The 17,666-nt window shown below is 69.3% G+C and carries 16 protein-coding genes and 4 pseudogenes; 11 read left to right on the top strand and 9 right to left on the bottom strand.

The window, feature by feature from the left end:
- Positions 1–41 precede the first annotated feature (41 nt).
- Positions 42–188, top strand: a pseudogene (locus OG852_RS02030) (helix-turn-helix domain-containing protein); the annotation flags it as partial.
- Between the two features lie 62 nt (positions 189–250).
- On the opposite strand, the gene OG852_RS02025 reads toward OG852_RS02030, so the two are convergent.
- Together OG852_RS02025 and OG852_RS02020 are read right to left on the bottom strand one after the other, a co-directional pair.
- A complete protein-coding gene (locus OG852_RS02025; RefSeq protein WP_133917250.1) occupies positions 251–481 on the bottom strand; it encodes a hypothetical protein in 231 nt (76 codons plus the stop codon).
- A 53-nt stretch (positions 482–534) separates the two neighbouring features.
- Positions 535–1,944, bottom strand: coding sequence for a hypothetical protein (locus OG852_RS02020; RefSeq protein WP_330346883.1), 1,410 nt, complete (start codon positions 1,942–1,944; stop codon positions 535–537).
- Positions 1,945–2,950: 1,006 nt separating this feature from the next.
- Here OG852_RS02020 and OG852_RS02015 point away from each other — a divergent pair.
- Positions 2,951–3,112 carry a hypothetical protein gene (locus tag OG852_RS02015; protein ID WP_330346882.1) on the top strand — a complete coding sequence of 54 codons (162 nt, stop codon included), beginning with the start codon at positions 2,951–2,953 and terminating at the stop codon, positions 3,110–3,112.
- A 135-nt stretch (positions 3,113–3,247) separates the two neighbouring features.
- Positions 3,248–3,505, top strand: a complete 258-nt coding sequence (locus tag OG852_RS02010) for a hypothetical protein (protein WP_330346881.1) — start codon at positions 3,248–3,250, stop codon at positions 3,503–3,505.
- A 218-nt stretch (positions 3,506–3,723) separates the two neighbouring features.
- Here the strand turns inward: OG852_RS02010 and OG852_RS02005 are convergent, their stop codons facing one another.
- The 3 genes and pseudogenes from OG852_RS02005 to OG852_RS01995 form a co-directional block, all read right to left on the bottom strand.
- On the bottom strand, positions 3,724–5,247 hold the full coding sequence (locus OG852_RS02005) for a hypothetical protein (protein ID WP_330346880.1): 1,524 nt from the start codon (positions 5,245–5,247) through the stop codon (positions 3,724–3,726).
- Positions 5,248–5,740: 493 nt separating this feature from the next.
- Positions 5,741–5,956 (bottom strand): hypothetical protein, encoded by a 216-nt coding sequence (locus OG852_RS02000; RefSeq protein ID WP_166663766.1) that lies wholly within the window; start codon positions 5,954–5,956, stop codon positions 5,741–5,743.
- 16 nt (positions 5,957–5,972) lie between these two features.
- Positions 5,973–6,245 (bottom strand): annotated as a pseudogene (locus OG852_RS01995) (transposase); the annotation flags it as partial.
- Between the two features lie 439 nt (positions 6,246–6,684).
- Here OG852_RS01995 and OG852_RS01985 point away from each other — a divergent pair.
- Positions 6,685–7,489: pseudogene (locus OG852_RS01985) on the top strand (IS5 family transposase).
- 33 nt (positions 7,490–7,522) lie between these two features.
- Here OG852_RS01985 and OG852_RS01980 read toward each other — a convergent pair.
- Complete coding sequence (locus tag OG852_RS01980) at positions 7,523–7,927, bottom strand: RidA family protein (protein WP_133917246.1); 405 nt, start codon at positions 7,925–7,927, stop codon at positions 7,523–7,525.
- A 365-nt stretch (positions 7,928–8,292) separates the two neighbouring features.
- Entirely contained in the window at positions 8,293–8,697 is a 405-nt protein-coding gene (locus tag OG852_RS01975; RefSeq protein WP_067253666.1) for a winged helix-turn-helix transcriptional regulator, read from the bottom strand.
- A 144-nt stretch (positions 8,698–8,841) separates the two neighbouring features.
- On the opposite strand from OG852_RS01975, the gene OG852_RS01970 reads away from it, so the two are divergent.
- A complete protein-coding gene (locus OG852_RS01970) occupies positions 8,842–9,714 on the top strand; it encodes an SDR family oxidoreductase (protein ID WP_133917245.1) in 873 nt (290 codons plus the stop codon).
- Positions 9,715–9,742: 28 nt separating this feature from the next.
- Here the strand turns inward: OG852_RS01970 and OG852_RS01965 are convergent.
- Positions 9,743–9,948, bottom strand: a pseudogene (locus OG852_RS01965) (transposase); the annotation flags it as partial.
- Positions 9,949–10,246: 298 nt separating this feature from the next.
- Here OG852_RS01965 and OG852_RS01960 point away from each other — a divergent pair.
- The gene (locus OG852_RS01960; protein ID WP_330346879.1) at positions 10,247–10,513 is read left to right on the top strand and encodes a hypothetical protein; all 267 of its coding nucleotides are present in this window, start codon (positions 10,247–10,249) and stop codon (positions 10,511–10,513) included.
- Here OG852_RS01960 and OG852_RS01955 read toward each other — a convergent pair.
- The gene (locus OG852_RS01955) at positions 10,457–11,092 is read right to left on the bottom strand and encodes a TetR/AcrR family transcriptional regulator (protein WP_208117375.1); all 636 of its coding nucleotides are present in this window, start codon (positions 11,090–11,092) and stop codon (positions 10,457–10,459) included. The genes OG852_RS01960 and OG852_RS01955 overlap by 57 nt on opposite strands.
- Before the next feature lie 135 nt (positions 11,093–11,227).
- Between OG852_RS01955 and OG852_RS01950 the strand changes: the two genes are divergently transcribed.
- The 5 genes from OG852_RS01950 to OG852_RS01930 are packed head-to-tail and all read left to right on the top strand — an operon-like array spanning position 11,228 to position 17,279.
- Positions 11,228–12,373: a VOC family protein gene (locus OG852_RS01950; RefSeq protein WP_133917244.1), complete on the top strand. Its 1,146-nt coding sequence runs from the start codon at positions 11,228–11,230 to the stop codon at positions 12,371–12,373.
- A 23-nt stretch (positions 12,374–12,396) separates the two neighbouring features.
- Entirely contained in the window at positions 12,397–13,383 is a 987-nt protein-coding gene (locus tag OG852_RS01945; protein WP_330346878.1) for a fumarylacetoacetate hydrolase family protein, read from the top strand.
- 7 nt (positions 13,384–13,390) lie between these two features.
- Positions 13,391–14,974 carry a bifunctional 3-(3-hydroxy-phenyl)propionate/3-hydroxycinnamic acid hydroxylase MhpA gene (gene mhpA, locus OG852_RS01940; protein ID WP_133917243.1) on the top strand — a complete coding sequence of 528 codons (1,584 nt, stop codon included), beginning with the start codon at positions 13,391–13,393 and terminating at the stop codon, positions 14,972–14,974.
- Positions 14,971–16,938, top strand: a complete 1,968-nt coding sequence (locus OG852_RS01935; protein ID WP_133917242.1) for an acetoacetate--CoA ligase — start codon at positions 14,971–14,973, stop codon at positions 16,936–16,938. Before mhpA ends, OG852_RS01935 begins: the two co-directional genes overlap by 4 nt.
- Positions 16,935–17,279: a DoxX family protein gene (locus OG852_RS01930; protein WP_133917241.1), complete on the top strand. Its 345-nt coding sequence runs from the start codon at positions 16,935–16,937 to the stop codon at positions 17,277–17,279. The genes OG852_RS01935 and OG852_RS01930 overlap by 4 nt, the downstream gene beginning before the upstream one ends.
- Positions 17,280–17,666 lie beyond the last annotated feature (387 nt).

Raw genomic sequence — 17,666 nt, 5'->3', positions numbered from 1 at the left:
GTCCATGAAGGGCCTGGAGCGGTGGCTGTATCCCGTGGTGTGTGAGGTATGCGGATGGGGCCGGGCTAACCATTGTGGGACGTCGGCGCCGGGAGTCGGTGCGGATGCAGGCGGCCGAGCTGTTCGAGCAGAAAATCAAGCCGCCGGAGGTCGCACGGCGCCTGCGGGTGAGTCTGAAGTCGGCCCACGACCAACGTCCGGACCACGGTCGAAAGCCCACGACCCGGATACCGTCAGCACCAGGGTCAGGTCAGCCACATCGCCGTCCTTCAAAATCCTCCCGGAAGTCGCAGCCGGGGCACTCGTCCTCGCCTTGAATGTGGCCCTCGTACCACCCGTGGACGGCGGCGTGCAGGATCGCCTCCTCTTCCGACGCTTCGCCGTTGTGGACCGACGCGATGGCGTTGCCGACGACCACCCGGAGCACGGCGTTGTCCGGTGAAGGAAACGGAGGGGAGGGCATCGGCGAATCGAACGTCATGCCCTCAGTGGGGCGGGCCGCACGGCTGGTGCTCTTTGGGGGTGCTGGGCACGCTAGTCAGGGTCAACCCCTTGGGCCTGGGACGGACGCCCGCTGGATTCGAGGTTGCCGTCCTTGTCTGTATTGACGCCGGTGACATCGGCCTTGTCGGCGTGGACGGTGCCTCCGGTGTCGGTGCCGTCCTTGTGGACCTTGATACCGTCCTGGGGGAACTCGATCCAGCCCTGGCCAGCCTTGCGCCTGCCCACCCACGGGGTATTGACGCCCTCCTCCGCGTCGACCTGGGCGGCCGTGAGGACGCCCAGAGTGGCGTCGTGGCCGTGGTAGACGTTGACGCCGCGGTCCGGGAAGCTGATCCAGCCGGCGCTGTCGGTGAGCCCCTGGACCACACGGGTGGTGACGTCGTCGGCCGTTACCGTTCCCAAATTGCCGTTCGGCCGGCGGACCTCCACGCCGTTCGTGGCAAAGGTGACCCGACTCTTATTCGCCGTCCCTTCCACCCACGGAGTGTGCACCCCGGTGGTGGCAACCAGGGTCTCCACGTCCGCCTCGGCCGCCGTGACGGTCCCGGGCGTGTTCGTGTCGTTGTCGACGCGCGCGCCCTGCGGGGTGAAGGTGACCCGACCCCGGTCTGTCGTCCCTTCGATCCACGGTGTGCGCGTCCCGCTGTCGAATTCGGGGATGAGTGCGTGGACGGTGGTGGTGAGGAAGTACCCCTCCTGCACCTGCCCGTTGCCGTCGACAGTCCCGGCCATGAGGGTGTAGGTGGTGCCACGTGTCAGGGAGCGGGTGGGTGTGTGACGGTGCGGCCCGTACGATGTCGGTGTGGGCCTCACCGGTGGGTTGACGGGTTCAAAGGCTCCGTCCGGGTAGCGGATCCAGTACGTGAGGCTGTCCGGTCCCTCCCAGCGCAGGACGACGTCCTGGCCTGCGCTCACCATGGAATAGTCCGCGCGGAAGTTCTGCGGGACCTGCGGAGTCTGCTTCACCAGCCCGAGCGTGGTGCCGTAGTAGGCCCCTGGTACTGAATACGGCAGCGCACCGAGGTCGCCGCCGCTTGCGATCTCGTGGATCGATACGACGGCCAGGCCCGCCTGGTCCGAAACAGGGATGTTCTCCAGCTTCAGGATCAAGTGCTCCTGTCCCGGGATCGTCATCTCCCCTTTCGAGGGGGCCGCGGCCCGGAAACGGCCCCCGCCTGCTGAATGCGGAGTGAAGTTCGGGGCCTGCTCACCGGGCAGCGGCTGATAGCTCCTGGTGGGGATGCTCGCGGTGATCCCCGAGGCGTTGTCCGTCAGAGCATCGCTGCCGCTGCCGATCGGAATCAGCACATCGATGTGCTGCCATGTCACATCGGCCAGGTGAGGGTTGGAGACGACCACGTACACCGTCCCCACCGATGGCGCCCCAGGACGCGAAACCTGAAGCGAAGTCGGATCCGTGAGGATCTCGTAGTGCAGCAAGGACGGCACGGTAAGTTCCCCTTACCTCGGCGGTGCACACGATGCAGGCACAAGACGCGCAGCGGAGTCGCCGGTCCCGTTCAGACCTTTGAGGCCACGGGCCCCCGGGAACCGGCGCCGACGGACCAATCGACAGTAAGCAGCCCTCACCCGATCGCATCCCACAATCCTCCACCTCTGTCCCGAATCGACCCCCTCCTGACCGGAACCCGTCGACAGCGCCCAACGCCATCCCCTCCGGCAGCACCCGCGCGACGTCACTCATACCCGCGCCCAAAGTGTCTGGCGGGCCTGGTGAAATGCCACGCGAGCGCAGCAGGCGCATTCTGCCGACGGTGTCCGGCACGGAACACATGCTGGGAGGTGGGGTCGGAGTCGTAGCCCTCTGCCCGGCTCTGGGCGGTGTGGTCACGCACGCGCTGCCACTCTGCCCGGACGGCGGCCACAATGACGAAGACGGTCTCGTCCCCGGCGTCGGCGTAACCAGCCAGCGGCGCACTCCTCGCCCGTGCGATCGAAAAGCGGTCCGGCTCCGAGCCACCGCCTATGGCTGTCGGGCCGGACTGCTACACGACGGACGCTGAGCAGTCACCCTGATGCACGGAATACCTTCCTGGGAGTCATAGGTGGGAATCGGGAGAACAGGAACACGGGTACCCACCCGTTCCACCCCCGATCTCGGAATGGGCGCCGCACGCGGCGCTGCCCAAGTGCATTGCCTTCCAGGGCAGGCCCGGTCCTGGGGCGGTGTGGCAGCTGCTGCGCACCACCCGGGTGGTGCTCCCGGACGGAGCGGGGCAGGCAATGCGATTTCTGGAGCGGGAACGTACGACTACGGCGAAGCTGCTACTGGGCCTGGACGACGGCCTGCGGGCAGTGTCCTTGACGGAGCTGGAGGCCCCGGCCTTCAGCTGTTCCGTGACTGCGGTGACCCCGGGCTGCTGGTACCGGTCGCTTAGCAGGGCCGGGGGCCGGCGCCCTGGGCAGCAGGGCGCCGTCGCCGGTCGTGGACCCCGCCACGCACCACTTCGGGATCGCCGTCCTGGTCACTCTGGCCGACCGTGGTGCCCTGGATCCGATGCTCCTCGCGGAACTGGCCGGCGGCAATCGCCTCGTGGCGTCCGGCTTCCCCGAGGAGTGCACCGAACCGGTCCCCCCTCGCCCCTGACGAGCGCCACGGTGGGGCCCGACGGGGTACAGGTCAGCGGGGGCACGCGCCCCTGCCCTCCTGCCAGGGAGGTGAACGTGCTCGTCGCCGGTGTGATGGGTCCCTCGGTCCGACGAGCTGGGCGGGGAACTGGCCTTGACGCAGGTGCCTGCGGTCGCTGAGGGCTGGAGCGCCGACGGGACGGGGACCGAGCACGGGCAGATCACCCTCGGAAACGTCCTGGTACCGCTGGAGCTGCTGGTGCGGGACTCTGACGCCGACGGGCAGCTCGATGCCCTGCTGACCGCAGCCTTCGCGTGGTTCCAACTGCTGACAGGCAGTTGCCTCGGGCCGTCGGCGCACTGGTCGAGTGAGTGCTGCTCGACCAGAAGGTGCCCGAGTCCGAGCAGATAGGGCTGCTGATGGAGGCCGAGGGTGCGATGTCAGCAGCGGAGGGCGTCGCCCACCGGATCGACGACGGCGGCCCGGACGCGTCGATGCTCGCCGACTCGCTGTACGTCCGGTACAGCGTCCAGGACGCCCTCTCCCGGATGGCCCCGAGCGCGGTCGAACTGCTCGGCGACCTCAACGTCGCGGCATCCGATGGCGAACGTGACCTGATGCGGCACTGGCTAAAGGAACCTGCCGCCCGTCCCATCTTTATTCCACACGTAGATTGTCTTGCTGACAGCAAGGGGACCGTCGACAAATACTCCGTACTCGCCACCTGCGTTGACCCGGAAGACATACCCGTAACCCTCCCGGCCTTTGACTTCCATGCCCGTGTCGATACCCACATAGCCGTTGGGGTGGGTGAACAATGCCCGCTTCTTTCCCTCGCTGACCGTCATTCCTCCGTTGACGGTGAGTCGCTTCTTCACCAGCGCCGTGCCGGTGACCAGGTCGTCCAGATCGGCCTTGTGGGCTGAGACGGTCCCCCGGTCCCTTCCCCGGCCGTGGAATACGCTCAGGCCCGACTCCGGGAACTCGATCCAGCCGTTGCCGCCGTCCTGGTCGCCGACCCACGTGGTGTTGAGGCCGTTGACGTCGATCTTGTCGGCGCTGAGAGTGCCCCGGTCCTGGGTACCGCCCTTGTAGACGGTGGCCCCGGGCTGGGAGAACCCGATCCAGCCCTTCGCGCCGGTGCGGTCGCCGACCCACGTGGTGTTGACGCCGGCGGCGTCGATGACGCCGAGGTCCAGATTCGGACCGTGGTGAACGGTGATACCGGTGTCGGGGAAGTCGATCCAGCCGGAGTTGGCGCTGCGTCCCTTGACCGTCGAGGCCCTCACGTCGTTGAGGATGTCGGCGGTCCCGGCCTCGACCGTCCCCGGGATACCGTTGTGGTCGACCTTCGCTCCGTCCCTGCTGAAGGTGACCCGGCCCGGGGCTGTCGTCCCTTCGATCCACGGTGTGCGCGTCCCGCTGTCGAATTCGGGGATGAGTGCGTGGACGGTGGTGGTGAGGAAGTACCCCTCCTGCACCTGCCCGTTGCCGTCGACAGTCCCGGCCATGAGGGTGTAGGTGGTGCCACGTGTCAGGGAGCGGGTGGGTGTGTGACGGTGCGGCCCGTACGATGTCGGTGTGGGCCTCACCGGTGGGTTGACGGGTTCAAAGGCCCCGTCCGGGTAGCGGATCCAGTACCTGAGGCTGTCCGGTCCCTCCCAGCGCAGGACGACGTCCTGGCCCGCGCTCACCATGGAGTGGTCCGCGCGGAAGTTCTGCGGGACCTGCGGAGTCTGCTTCACCAGCCCGAGCGCGGTGCCGTAGAAACGGGGGGACTGCTTCCGCGCACCGAGGTCGCCGCGGTAGGCGGTCTCGTGGATCGACACGACGGCCAGGCCCGCCTGGTCCGAAACAGGGATGTTCTCCAGCTTCAGGATCAAGTACTCCTGTCCCGGGAACGTCATCTCCCCCTTCAAGGGGGCCGCGGCTCGGAAACGGAAATGGCCTCCGCCCCCGGAGTGCGGAGTGAAGTTCGGGGCCTGCTCAGTGGGCTGCGGCTGATAGCTCCTGGTGGGGATGCTCGCGGTGATCTCCGAGGCGTTGTCCGTCAGAGCACCGCTGCCGCTGCCGATCGGAATCAGCACATCGATGTGCTGCCATGTCACATCGGCCAGGTGAGGGTTGGAGACGACCACGTACACCATCCCCACCGATGGCGCCCCAGGACGCGAAACCTGAAGCGAAGTCGGATCCGTGAGGATCTCGTAGTGCAGCAAGGACGGCACGGTAGATTCTCCCTACCTCGGCGGTGCACACGATGCAGGCACAAGACACCCGGCGGAGCCACCGCTGTCGCCGGTCCCGTGCAGACTTTCGAGGCCACGGGCCCGACCTGGGAACCGGCGCCAGCAGACCCATCGAAAGTAAGCAGCCCTCACCCGATCGCATCCCACAATCCTCCAGTTCTGTCCCGAATCGACCCCCTCCTGACCGGAACCACACCACAGGAACCCGTCGACGGCGCCTTCGCTGGCACCTACCTGGAACAACGGCCAACGCCCGGACCACGGTCGAAAGCCCACAGCAGCGCTGCCCGGATCCCGTCAGTACCAGGGTCAGGTCAGCCGCGGTCGCCGTTCTTCGGAACTGACCCCGGAAGTCGCAGCCGGGGCGCTCGTCCTCGCCTTGAATGTGGCCCTCGTACTACCCGTGTACGGCGGCGTGCCACTGCGGGCGGGCGGCTGCGTCGGTGATGCGCTGGTCGAAGCGGTCGCGCATGGTCTCCAGGGACAGGACCTCCCCGTATCCGTTGTCGAAGGCGAACTGGGTGTCCGCGTCGTCGAATCGCTGCTTGCGCAGCCACTCGTGGTGGATGTAGGTCCAGCCCGAGCCGCCCCGCCAGACCCGGCCCTGCCGCAATACTGACGCCGACTTGTCAGGGTGAGGCTGGGTCGTCGAGGGCCAGGCCGGTGCCGGCCATGAAGCCGTCGAGGGTATCTGGCCGGTACTGAAGGCGCTTGAGCCGGTTGCGTACGAGGGCTTCGAGTCGGTCCAGGGCGACTACGGCGAGATTGGCCAGGCTGCGCTTGACGTGCGCCCATACCCACTCCACAGGGTTGAGGTCGGGCGAGTACGCGGGCAGCAGGAACACCGTCAGCCACTTGCGCTCGGCGATCAGCTCACGCATGGCGTGGGAGACGTGGGTGTGGCCGGCCGGAGGACCCCAGGCCGACCGCGCTGGTCGCAGCCGCCCTCGCCTGCCTGGACGCGGCCGCGAGAGGGTGGGTGGCCTGCGAGGGCACTGTCTCCCTCGCCCTCCTGCTCGATCGGGCAATGGGTGCGCTGACGGAGTGACCGCCCGCCCACGGCTGACGACCGGCGCTCACCGACCGGGGCGGCAAACCACGGCTGTTCCGTGCCGAGTGGCACGGCGCCTGAAGGGGTCAGCGGGGGGCTCTATGCCGGTTCACTCGGTTCGTCCCGGGTGCGGCTGGGTCGGCAGCACCCGGACTGGGAGGTTGGGCTGCGAGAGCGCATGGAGCAGTTGTCGATTATGCGCGGTTACTGAGCCTCTTTCATCCTGTGCTGGAGGGTGAAATGGGCTGGTCAGCGTGTGTGGTGACGAGGCAGGGCCCCTCGTCGTCGGCGTGGTGATTCCACTCAGCACATCGGCGACCGAAGGGGCCCTGTTGGTTCCGTATCCTGCCATGCTCGACGTCCCGCACGAGCTCGTCGAGCATGTCGCCTGGCTGCTGCACGAACACCGCCGGACCCGCAATACCCGCTGGCGCAAGCTCGGCTGCTTTGAACAGGCGTTGCTCACCCTCGTCCACCTGCGCAAGTACGAGACGTTCTCCCAGCTCGGAGCAGGTTCGGGATATCCCAGGCCACTGCCTGGCGGTACGTGGATGAGACCTTGGACGTCCTGGTCTCCTGGGCGCCCTGCCTCCACGAAGCCCTCACCGGCCTCGGTGAGGGCGACCACGTCATCGTTGACGGCACTCTGATCCCCACCGACCGTGTCCGTGCCGACGAGCCGTATTACTCGCAGAAACACCGCAAGCACGGCATGAACGTGCAGGTCATCGCCCGTTCCGACGGCACACCGCTGTGGTTCTCCCGCGCGACACCCGGGCTCACCCACGACCTGACCGCGGCCCGCGCCCATGGCATCGTCCAGGCCTGCCTGACCCGGCAGACCCTCGTCCTCGCGGACCGCGCCTACCAGGGTCTGGCGCCACCTTCCGAACCCCGTACTACCACCACCGCGAACAGCCCCCGCATTACCAGCAGTTCAACCGCGACCATGCCCGGCTGAGAGCCCCCGGCGAACGCGCCTTCGCCCAGCTGAAAGCCTGGCGGCTGCTCCGGCGAGCCAGATGCTCCACCCGTCGCATCAGCACCATCGTTCAAGCTGTCCACACGCTGTTGACCTGCAACTATCCAGGATGAAAGAGGCCGAAGAAATCAGGCCAGCCTTCTCACCTATGGCTTCACGTCGAGACGCACGAGCGCGCCGATCTCCACAAGTTGGTCCGGCAGGGCCAAGTCGGACACTCCCATGACCGTGCTGGTGGGCCGGTGCTCCCCGAAGTACTCGGCGTGAAGGCGTGCTGTCGTGTCGAAGTTCTCCCGCAGGTTCCTCACCAGAACCGTGGTCTCCACTATCTGGCTGCGCTCGGCTCCGAACTGCCCCAGCACCAAGTCCAGATTCTCCAGTGTGGTGCGGACCTGCAGTTCGAAGTCACCGGCACCCACGAATTTGCCGTGACGGTCATGAGACAGCTGCCCCGACACGTAAACCGTGTCACCGACCTGGGTGGCCTGGCTGTACCCGTACAACGACTCCCACGGCATGCCGAACCCGAATACCTTCACCTGAGAACTCATGGCTCACTCCCTTGATACAGCGCGCGGGGCCGTAGTTGCAGGCAGGCCCCTTGCATGTAGAAGTTACGGGTCCGTACAAGCGATGCTTGTCTGGTAGCGCCGCCCGAGTGTTCTCTGCGCGCACGAAATTGGCTGCAGTGGGCTCCTCCAGGCGCCGGTGTGATGAGTGGAACCACTACGCCGACGACGAAGGCCCTGCCTCCTCACCGCACCCGTCGGCCAGCCCGTTTCACCCTCCAGCGGAGGATTAAAAGGGGCTCACTGAGGTTGAACTCGTGATGTCGCCGGGTGGCTTAGGTGGGTCTGATTGTCGGGCCGGTCTCGGCGATGCGGCCGTCTATGACCAGACCGCTGGCCGCCGCTGATTACCTGGTGCGCTCAGTGCGGTCGTCGTACTCTTCGCGGGCGGTGATGACTTCTTCGATGTGCAGCACGGACCACTCCGTGAGTGCCTTCAGCGGTTCCCGTAGCGTCTGGCCGAGCGCGGTCAGCTCATACTCCACGTGCGGCGGCACCTCTGGGTAGACGGTCCGGCTGACCAGTCCGTCGCGTTCGAGGGTGCGCAGCGTCTGGGTGAGCATCTTCTCGCTCACGCCCGCCAGCGCCTGCCGGAGATGACCGAACCGGGAGGTCCCGTTCCGGCCGAGTTCGCCCAGCACGAGGACCGCCCACTTGCTGCCGATCTGGTCGAGCAGGTCCCGCGACGGGCAGCCGCGCTCGTACGGATCGAATGACGGCATGGGTCCGGTCACATTCTCGACAGCAGCCATACGGCTCACCTCAATGCTTTCGCTGCGGTAAGTACCCTACCAAGAAGTGGCTACTCCCCAACAGAGAGTATCCAGGTCATTCTGTGTTCCATCCCGCGGCGGACGGACCGCGGCAGGCGTGCGAGGCACGCGCGGAAGGAAGGAATGACCATCATGCCGATCGTCGTCACCGGAGCCACCGGCCAGCTGGGCAGGCTCACCGTCGAGGCACTGCTGCGGCGCGGGATCCCGGCCGCGGACATCATCGCGACCGGCCGGGACATCGCCGGGATCAAGGATTTGGCCGACCGAGGCATCACGGTACGCCGCGCCGACTTCGCGGACACCGACGGCCTGGCCGAGGCATTCGCGGGGGCGGAAAGGCTGCTGCTGATCTCGGCCTCGGTCCCCGTGGGCGAGCGGGTCGCCAACCACCGCCGCGTGATCGACGCCGCGGCATCCGCAGGTGTGTCGCTAGTGGCGTACACGAGCACGACGCACGCGGACACGGCCACCACCGTCATCGGTGCCACGCACAGCGAGACCGAGGCGTATCTGCGGGACCGCGGAATCCCCAGCGTGCTGCTGCGCAACGGCTGGTACCTGGAGAACTACACCAGCCAACTGCCGCAGATCCTGCAGAACGGCGCGGTCGTCGGCGCCGCAGGCGAGGGGCGGATCAGCGCCGCGTCCCGCGCCGACTACGCCGAGGCCGCAGCGGTCGTCCTCACCGCTGAAGGCCACACCGGCGCCGTGTACGAGCTCGGCGGCGACGAATCCTTCACCCTGACTGAGCTCGCCGCCGCGATCTCCGCTGCGGCCGGAAAGCAAGTTACCTACGCTGACCTCCCGGTGGCCGACTTCGCCCGGGTACTGGCCTCCGCGGGCCTACCCGCCGAGCTGGCAGAGGTCCTCGCTGACGCTGACCGCGGTATGAACCGCGGCGAGATGTACACCGACTCTGGCGACTTGCGCCGCCTGATCGGCCGTCCGCCCGTGACCCTGGCCGAGGCACTCGCGGCCACCCTGCACTACTGAGGTTGAACTCGTGATGTGGCCGGGTTGCTCAGGTGGGTCTGATTGCCAGACCGGTCTCGGCAAGGCAGCCGTCTATGAGTTCGCTGCGGTACTGCATGTGCCGTAGGCCGCGCCGGATGCGCTGGACGAGGTTTCAGGGGTACTGAAGGCGACGTTGGAGAGCCAGCCGCGTCGCAGGAGGGACCAGATCCCCTCGGCTGGGTTGAGGTCGGGTGCGTAGGTCGGCAGATAGTAGCTTCAGCGCCAGCGTGCCGGTCCTGCGCCGGGTGCTGCCCGAGAGCACGCGGGACCGACTCCTGCGCGCCCCGCGGCCGTTGCCGAGTACGTCGGCGAATGCGGTGCGGTCGTCGTGGATTCGGCGACCGCGATGCCACCGCCGACGGAGTCCTTGGCGGAGGGCGTGGGCGGCACTGCTTCACATACCGCCACGATCAGGCTTCCCGTCGCCCAGCTGCTTCGGTGAGGAGGCCGGCTGGGTCGTAGCCTGCGCTCTCGGCGTCAGCGAGGGTGGCGGCGAGGGCCCGGCTGCCTGGTGCTCCTCCTCGACGTCTTCCCGGCCGCCGACCAAGCCCGCCGCCTCATCCGCCACCCGCACCGAGCCCTGGACGAGCCCATTCCGCTGCAGAACGTTCCCGAAGGGCTCCGCCTGCGGTCGGTCACCCCCACGGAGGACGGGATCGACGCCCGCTTCACCGGCCGCTCGGTCACCTTCCGCCCGGACTCGTCGTCCGCCCAGGTGTCGTCAGTCGAGGTCGGGGAGGGGGCGCCGGGCGACCTCGTGGGCGTCGTCCGCCGGTAGGCCCAGCATGCGCAGGACCATCTCGGCGAGGCTCACCGCGGCCTCGTCGCCGTCCACCTCGGGGCGGGCGAAACGCAGCTCCACCAGGGACAGCAGGGTTCCGCCCAGCGCGGACAGGGCGACCGTCGGGTCGAGGGTGGTGAAACGGCCGGAGGCCATGCCGACCTGGAGATCGCGCAGCGCCCGGCGGGCCAGTCCGTTGTCCGAGTGGATGTGCCCGAGGCCGCGGCGGCGCAGGACCTGCATCAGCTCCGGGTGGGAGTCGGCCATCCGGGCGCTGAGTCGGAAGCCGGCCGCGAGAAGCTCCGCCGGGTCGTCGATTCCGGCCAGGCGCTCGTCGAAGCTCTGGCCGAACTCCTCCAGGGCGTCCACCACAGCCGCCTCGAACAGCTCCGTTTTGGACTCGAAGTGGTTGTAGAAGGAGCCGAAGCCGACGTCGGCGCGCTCGGCGATCGCCTGGATGCTGGCGCTCGTGTCCCCGGTCTCGGCGAGTATCTGCCGGGCCGCTCGCACGAGAGCCCTGCGGGTCTCCGCGCGACGCCGCTCGAACCGGTTGCTGGGCGGGGCTGACGTAGGCATGCGCAGAGTCTAACCGTCGGGGCGATGGCGATCGCAGACCTGATGAATTCATCATTTCCAGCCGCGAACACCTTGACGACGAAACCGTCACAGTTGATGATTTCCTCATTACGGCAATGCTGCTCGGAGGGCACCATGTCTGAAACCCGCGTCAACGGGGCCGAGGTCATCACGGCCCACCAGGACCTCCACAGCGAGCAGGGCGCCCTGCGCGGCGAACACCCCGGCCGCTCCCGCAACCCGGTGATCAAGGTGGCGGACCTGGCCTGGGTGGAGTTCGAAAAGCCCGACCTGGACCGGGCCGAGGTCTTCGCCCGGGACTTCGGATTCGGCGTCGCCGCCCGCACAGAGCGGGAGCTGTGGCTGCGCGGCACCTTCGCCGGCTCACCCTGCGTGGTGATCCGCAAGGGGCGCACCTCCCGCTTCATCGGCCCGGCGTTCCGGGCCGCAGAGCAAGCCGACCTGGACCGGCTGGCCCGTGCCACGGGGACGGCGGTACGGGAGAGCGACGTGCCCGGCGGTGGCAAGGTGGTGGACCTGCTCGACCCCTCGGGCTTCCCGGTGCGGGTCGTGCACCGCGGCGAACAACTTCCCGCGCTGCCGGAACAGCAGCCGCTGCTGCTGAACTGCGGCACGCATCACCGTCGCACGAACGCCACGCAGCGTCCGCCGCGGGAGCCGTCCCGTATCCAGCGGCTGGGCCATGTGGTGCTGGAGACCCGCGTGTTCGCCCGTGCCCTGGACTGGTACCTGGACACCCTCGGCATGATCGTGTCCGACTTCCTGTTCCTGGACGGGCAGCGCGACCGGGGCCCGACGATGGCGTTCATCCGCTGCGACCTGGGCAGCGTGCCGGCCGACCACCACACCCTGGCCATGCACCTGGGCCCGGGCACGGGCTACGTCCACTCCGCCTACCAGGTCACCGACCTCGACTCGATCGCCGCCGGCGGTGAGTACCTCAAGGAGCGCGGCTACAAGCGCAGTTGGGGCATCGGCCGGCACATCCAGGGCAGCCAGCTGTTCGACTACTGGCGCGACCCGGACCGCTTCATGCTGGAGCACTTCGCCGACGGCGACCTGTTCACCTGCGACGTCGAACCCGGCTGGGCCGCGATGTCCACCAGCGGCCTCGCCCAGTGGGGGCCGCCGGCCACGCGGGACTTCCTGGGCGCGAGCCCGTCCCCGCAGCGGGTCCGCGACGTCATCGAAGCCCTGCGCGGCGACAACGAGATGGACCCGGCACGACTCTTCGGCCTGCTCAAGGCCGCCAACTCCTGACCCCCTTCACAGAGAGCCACGTCATGAGCACCAATGTCCTGCGCACCGGTGGGGGCACCTCCCGCTCGAGCGAAGCCGAGAGTGGGGGAGGATGGTGGGTCGTCCGAGGGGACCGGGCCGTCCCCGTCGAGACCAAGGCCGTCACCACCGCCGAACTGCTGGCCGACCGCGCCGCCGTGCGCGAGGCCGCCGCCTCCGGCGAGCCCGGTACGCCCGTGGCCGACCTGGTCGCGCTCTCGCCGGTCACCACGCCCTGCCGGGTGGTCGCCCAGATGGTCAACTACCGCAGCCACGCCCGGGATTCGGGCTTCACGGGCGACATCCCGCCCGCCTTCTTCCGCAAGGCGTCCGGCTCGGTCAGCGGCCCCGGCGACGCCGTCGTCCGCCCCGCGCACGTGAAGTTCCTCGACTACGAAGTCGAGTTGGGCCTCGTCATGGGCGCGTCCCTGCCCGTCGGCACGGTCGTCGAGGAGCGGGACCTGCCGTCGTACGTCGCCGGGCTCGTGATCACCAATGACGTCAGCGCCCGGGAGGTGCAGCTGACCAAGACGCAGTTCTACGAGAGCAAGTCGTACCCCACCTTCACCCCGACCGGGCCGTACCTGGCCCTGCTGGAGCCGGAGGACTTCGCCCATCTCCTCGACCTGCGGCTGAAGTTGAGGGTCAACGGCGAGCTGCGCCAGGACCGCACCCTCGCCGACATGATCGTCCGCCCGGCGCAGGCCCTGACCCTGCTGGCCCGCTTCCAGACCCTCGACCCCGGTGACCTGCTGCTGACCGGCACCCCTGGCGGCACCGCCCTCAAGGCCCCGCCGAAGCCGGTCGAGAAGATCGGCGCGCTGCTGCCGCCCGCCGTGAAGTGGAGGGCGTTCTTCAAGAGCCAGGCGAAGAACCCGCACTACCTGCACACGGGTGACGTGATCACGGCGACGATCGCGACCCCGGACGGCCGGATCGACCTCGGCGAGCAGCGCACGCCCGTCACGGACGCGAAGCAGGGCCCGAGGTGAGCCGCACATGACCGTCGATGAAGCCGCACGTGTGCCCGTCGTGATCGTCGGCGCCGGACCGGTGGGCGTGACCGCCGCCCTCCTCCTGGCCCGGCGCGGAATTCGCAGTGTCGTCCTCGAACGCCACCGGGACGTCTACCCTCTTCCGCGCGCCGTCGCCACCGACGACGAGGTGTGCAGGATCCTGCAGGCCGCGGGCGTCGGCGAGGAGTTCGCCGCGATCGCCCGCCCGGCGAACGGGCTGCGGCTGCTGGACGCCCGGCACCGGGTGATGGCCGAGTTCCGCCGCACCGGGCACGGCCTGCACGGCTATCCGCAGACCAGCATGTTCGACCAGCCCGAGCTGGAACGCGTGCTGCGCGACGCCCTGGCCCGGCGCCCCGAGTGCGAGCTCCGGGGTGGCGTGGAGGTCACCGGCATCGGCCCCGACACCACCGGCCCCGTACGGGTCACCTACCGCGACGGCGACGGCGAGCACGAAGTGTGGGCCGACGCGGTGCTCGGCTGCGACGGCGCGGGCAGCCTCACCCGCGAAGCCATCGGAGCCGTATGGGAAGACCTGCGCTTCGAGGAGCACTGGACCGTCATCGACGTCCGCACGACGGCCGATGTCCGTTGCTGGGAGGGCGTCGACCAGGTCTGCGACCCGGACCGGCCGGCCACCTTCATGCGGGTGGGCGAGGACCGCTACCGCTGGGAGTTCCGGCTGCGCGAGGGGGCGGAGCAGCCAGTCCGCGAGCTGGTCGCCCCGTGGCTGCCACCCTCGTACGACGGGGACTTCGAGGTCGTCCGCGAGACGCAGTACACCTTCCGGGCACGCGTCGCCGACCGGTGGCGCCGCGGACGGGTCTTCCTGCTCGGAGACGCCGCCCACCTCACCCCGCCGTTCATCGGGCAGGGCCTGTGCTCGGGCCTGCGCGACGCCTACAACCTCACCTGGAAGCTCGCCCGCGTCCTCCAACAAGGCGCTCCGGCAGGGCTGTCGGACACCTACGAGAGCGAACGCAAGCCACACGCCCGGCATGTCATCCGGCTCGCGGTCGCCATGGGCTGGGCCATGACCGGCGGCCAGGACGGCGCCGCCGCCCTCCGCCGCAGGGTGCTGGCCGCGGCCTGCCGTATACCCGGCCTGACCGAGCTGGCCGGCCGCGACCTCAGCCCGCCTCTGACCGCCGGACCGCTCGTGCGGCGCGGGGTCCGCCGAGGCCTGGCGGGCACGCACTGTCCGCAACCATGGGTGAACGTCGACGGACGGCGTATCCGTCTCGACGAGCTGCTCGGCGACTCCTTCACCGTCCTGACCGCCACCGAACCCGGCCCCTCACTGACCGCGCTCGCCCACAGCCTCGGCATACGCGCGCTCTGCGTGACCGACCTCGGCGACGACGGCACCCTCGCCGCCTGGCTGCGCGCCGGACGCGCGGACGCCGTACTGCTGCGCCCCGACCGTGTCGTCATGGACGTCGTCCCGGCGGGGGGACGCGACTTCACGTCGACGGCCGACTGGGCGGCCCTGCTGCACACCACACGAAGCCCTGTTCCTGCCGAACGGACGGCCCTGAAAAGCCTGTCGAGGAGTACGACGCGATGAGCACGCCCTTCTTCACACCCGATCCGCAGACGGCGGCCGCCAGTCGCATCGCGGAGTTCGCCCGGCGCCAGGGCATCGCCCCGGACGACTACGCCGCCCTGCACCAGTGGTCGGTCACCGACCTGGAGGGCTTCTGGGGCGCGGTGTGGGAGTACTTCGACATCGACGCCGACACCCCCTACGAGCAGGTGCTGGCCGAGGAGAGGATGCCGGGCGCCCGCTGGTTCCCCGGCGCCACCCTCAATTACGCCCACCACGCGCTGCGCAACCTGGCCGACGAGGACGTGGCGATCATCGCCCTCGACGAGTCCGGCACCGGGTACGAGGTGACGGGGGAGCGGCTGCGCGCTCTGGTCGCCTCCGTCGCCGCCACCCTGCGCGAGCAGGGCGTCGGCAAGGGCGACCGGGTCGTGGGCTATCTGCCCAACACCCCCCACGCGATCGTCGCGTTCCTGGCCGCAGCGAGCCTGGGCGCCGTGTGGTCGGTGTGCGGCCAGGACTACGCCCCCAAGGCCGCCGCCGACCGGTTCGCCCAGCTCGAACCCACCGTGCTGATCGCCGCCGACGGCTACCTCTTCAACGGCACCACCCACGACCGCCGCGACGCCACCCTCGAACTCACCCGCTCCCTGCCGACGCTGAAGGCCACCCTGCTGGTGGACCACGTGGGCCTGCCCTGGCCGTCGCCGGCGTACCCGTCGCTGGTCATCCCATGGGAGGACGCCGCCACCCGCACCGAGGAACTCACCTGCACCCCCGTGCCGTTCGACCACCCGCTGTGGGTGGTGTTCTCCTCCGGCACCACCGGCCTGCCCAAGGGCATCGTCCACGGCCATGGCGGCGTCCTGCTGGAGCACCTCAAGACCCTCGGCCTGCACTCCGACCTCGGCCCCGGCGACCGCCTCCTGTGGTACACGACCACGCACTGGATGATGTGGAACCTGGTCGCCTCGACCCTGCTGACCGGCGCGACGACATGCGCGTACGACGGCAGCCCGGCGCCCTTCGCCAAGCTCGACGTCCTGTGGGAACTGGCCGCCCGCCACCGGATCACCGTCTTCGGTACCAGCCCCCAATACCTGCTGGGCATGGCCAAGTTCGGCATCGACCCGTCCGGCCATGACCTGTCGTCGGTCCGCGTGGTCGGCTGCACGGGGTCCGCCCTGCCGGCGTCCGCCTACCCGTGGGTCCGCGACCATGTGGGGGAGCGGGTGCTCCTGGCCTCCATCAGCGGCGGCACGGACGTGGTGTCGGGCTTCGCGGGCAGTGCGCCCAACACCCCGGTCTGGGCCGGGGAGTTGTCGGCACCGCACCTGGGGGTGGCGCTGGCCGCCTACGACGCCGAGGGCCTGCCGGTGGTGGACCGGGTCGGCGAGCTGGTCGTCACCCGACCCATGCCGTCGATGCCGTTGTCCTTCTGGAACGACCCCGACGGCGGCCGCTACCGCGACGCCTACTTCTCTTACTATCCCGGCGTCTGGCGGCACGGCGACTGGATCACCCTCACGGGCCACGGCTCGGTGATCGTCCACGGCCGCTCCGACAGCACGCTCAACCGCAACGGCGTCCGGCTCGGCAGCGCCGACATCCACGACGTCGTCGAACGCCTCCCCGAGATCACCGAGGCCCTGGTCATCGGCGCGGAGGAACCCGACGGCGGCTACTGGATGCCGCTGTTCGTGGTCCCCGCGGCAGGGGTGACGCTGGACGACGCCCTGCGCGAGAGGATCAAGGAGGCCATCCGCACCGGCGCCTCGCCCCGCCACGTCCCCGACGAGATCCTCGAAGTGCCCGGTATCCCGCACACCCGCACCGGCAAGAAACTGGAGGTCCCGGTCAAGCGCCTGCTCCAGGGCGCCCCGGTCGAGCAGGTCGTGAATCCGGCCGCCGTGGACGCCCCCGAACTCATCGCCTACTACGCCGACTTGGGCGAGGAGCGCCGCAAGGGCAGGACCACCGCATGAGAACAGTGCTCGCCGTCGCCCTGTCCTTCGTCTTCCTTCCCCTGGGCCTGGCGAAGATCGCCGCGGTGCCGTTGATGCGCCAGGCGGCGGCCCACCTCGGCATGTCACCGGGCCTCTACCACGTCGTCGGCGCACTGGAGGTGGCCGGGGCCGCCGGTCTGCTGCTGGGGCTGGTGTCGCTCCCGCTCGGCGTGGCCGCCGCGACGGGACTGGCGTTGCTGATGGCCGCGGCGGCGGTGGTCCACCTGCGCCACGGCGACCCGCCGCCCCGGGCGCTCCCGGCGGCCGTACTGGCCCTGATCGCCGTGACGTACGCGGCCACGGCGGTGGCCGCCGGCTGACGTACGTCCTGTACGGGCCGGGCAGGGCAGCCCCTTGTGAGGGTGGCGGCTGCCCATCCCCGGCTCCCCGCGGGCCGCCATTGCAGACCGGCCTCCCCCTCCCCCCGGGGCCGGGGTGGCCCGCGTCGACGTCCGGGGCCTGCGAGACGACTGGCTCGACAGGCCCCGGACGAGCAACCCCGTCTCCCTCACCGACCGACCCCGGCGACCACCGCCGTCATGGTGCCGACATGCTGACTCGGGCGATGGAATCGGGCACGGCGCGACTCTCGGCTCGCCCAGGGGACACCTGTGCTCATGGCCGCGGCAGCGGTGGTTCACCGGCGCCACGGCGACCCGTCGGTGCGGGCGCTGCCCGCCGCCGTTCTGCCCCTGGCGGCAGGTGAC

The sequence above is a fragment of the Streptomyces sp. NBC_00582 genome, assembly GCF_036345155.1.
Lineage (GTDB): Bacteria > Actinomycetota > Actinomycetes > Streptomycetales > Streptomycetaceae > Streptomyces.
Note: the sequence above shows the minus strand (reverse complement) of the source record. Positions and strands in the feature narration are given on the sequence as shown.

Excerpts from the sequence above, each read along its gene's own strand:
- OG852_RS02025 (WP_133917250.1), bottom strand. The coding sequence starts at position 481 with ATGACGTTCGATTCGCCGATGCCCTCCCCTCCGTTTCCTTCACCGGAC.
- OG852_RS01980 (WP_133917246.1), bottom strand. The coding sequence starts at position 7,927 with ATGAGTTCTCAGGTGAAGGTATTCGGGTTCGGCATGCCGTGGGAGTCG.
- OG852_RS01975 (WP_067253666.1), bottom strand. The coding sequence starts at position 8,697 with ATGGCTGCTGTCGAGAATGTGACCGGACCCATGCCGTCATTCGATCCG.
- OG852_RS01970 (WP_133917245.1), top strand. The coding sequence starts at position 8,842 with ATGACCATCATGCCGATCGTCGTCACCGGAGCCACCGGCCAGCTGGGC.
- OG852_RS01955 (WP_208117375.1), bottom strand. The coding sequence starts at position 11,092 with ATGCCTACGTCAGCCCCGCCCAGCAACCGGTTCGAGCGGCGTCGCGCG.
- OG852_RS01950 (WP_133917244.1), top strand. The coding sequence starts at position 11,228 with ATGTCTGAAACCCGCGTCAACGGGGCCGAGGTCATCACGGCCCACCAG.
- OG852_RS01945 (WP_330346878.1), top strand. The coding sequence starts at position 12,397 with ATGAGCACCAATGTCCTGCGCACCGGTGGGGGCACCTCCCGCTCGAGC.
- mhpA (WP_133917243.1), top strand. The coding sequence starts at position 13,391 with ATGACCGTCGATGAAGCCGCACGTGTGCCCGTCGTGATCGTCGGCGCC.
- OG852_RS01935 (WP_133917242.1), top strand. The coding sequence starts at position 14,971 with ATGAGCACGCCCTTCTTCACACCCGATCCGCAGACGGCGGCCGCCAGT.
- OG852_RS01930 (WP_133917241.1), top strand. The coding sequence starts at position 16,935 with ATGAGAACAGTGCTCGCCGTCGCCCTGTCCTTCGTCTTCCTTCCCCTG.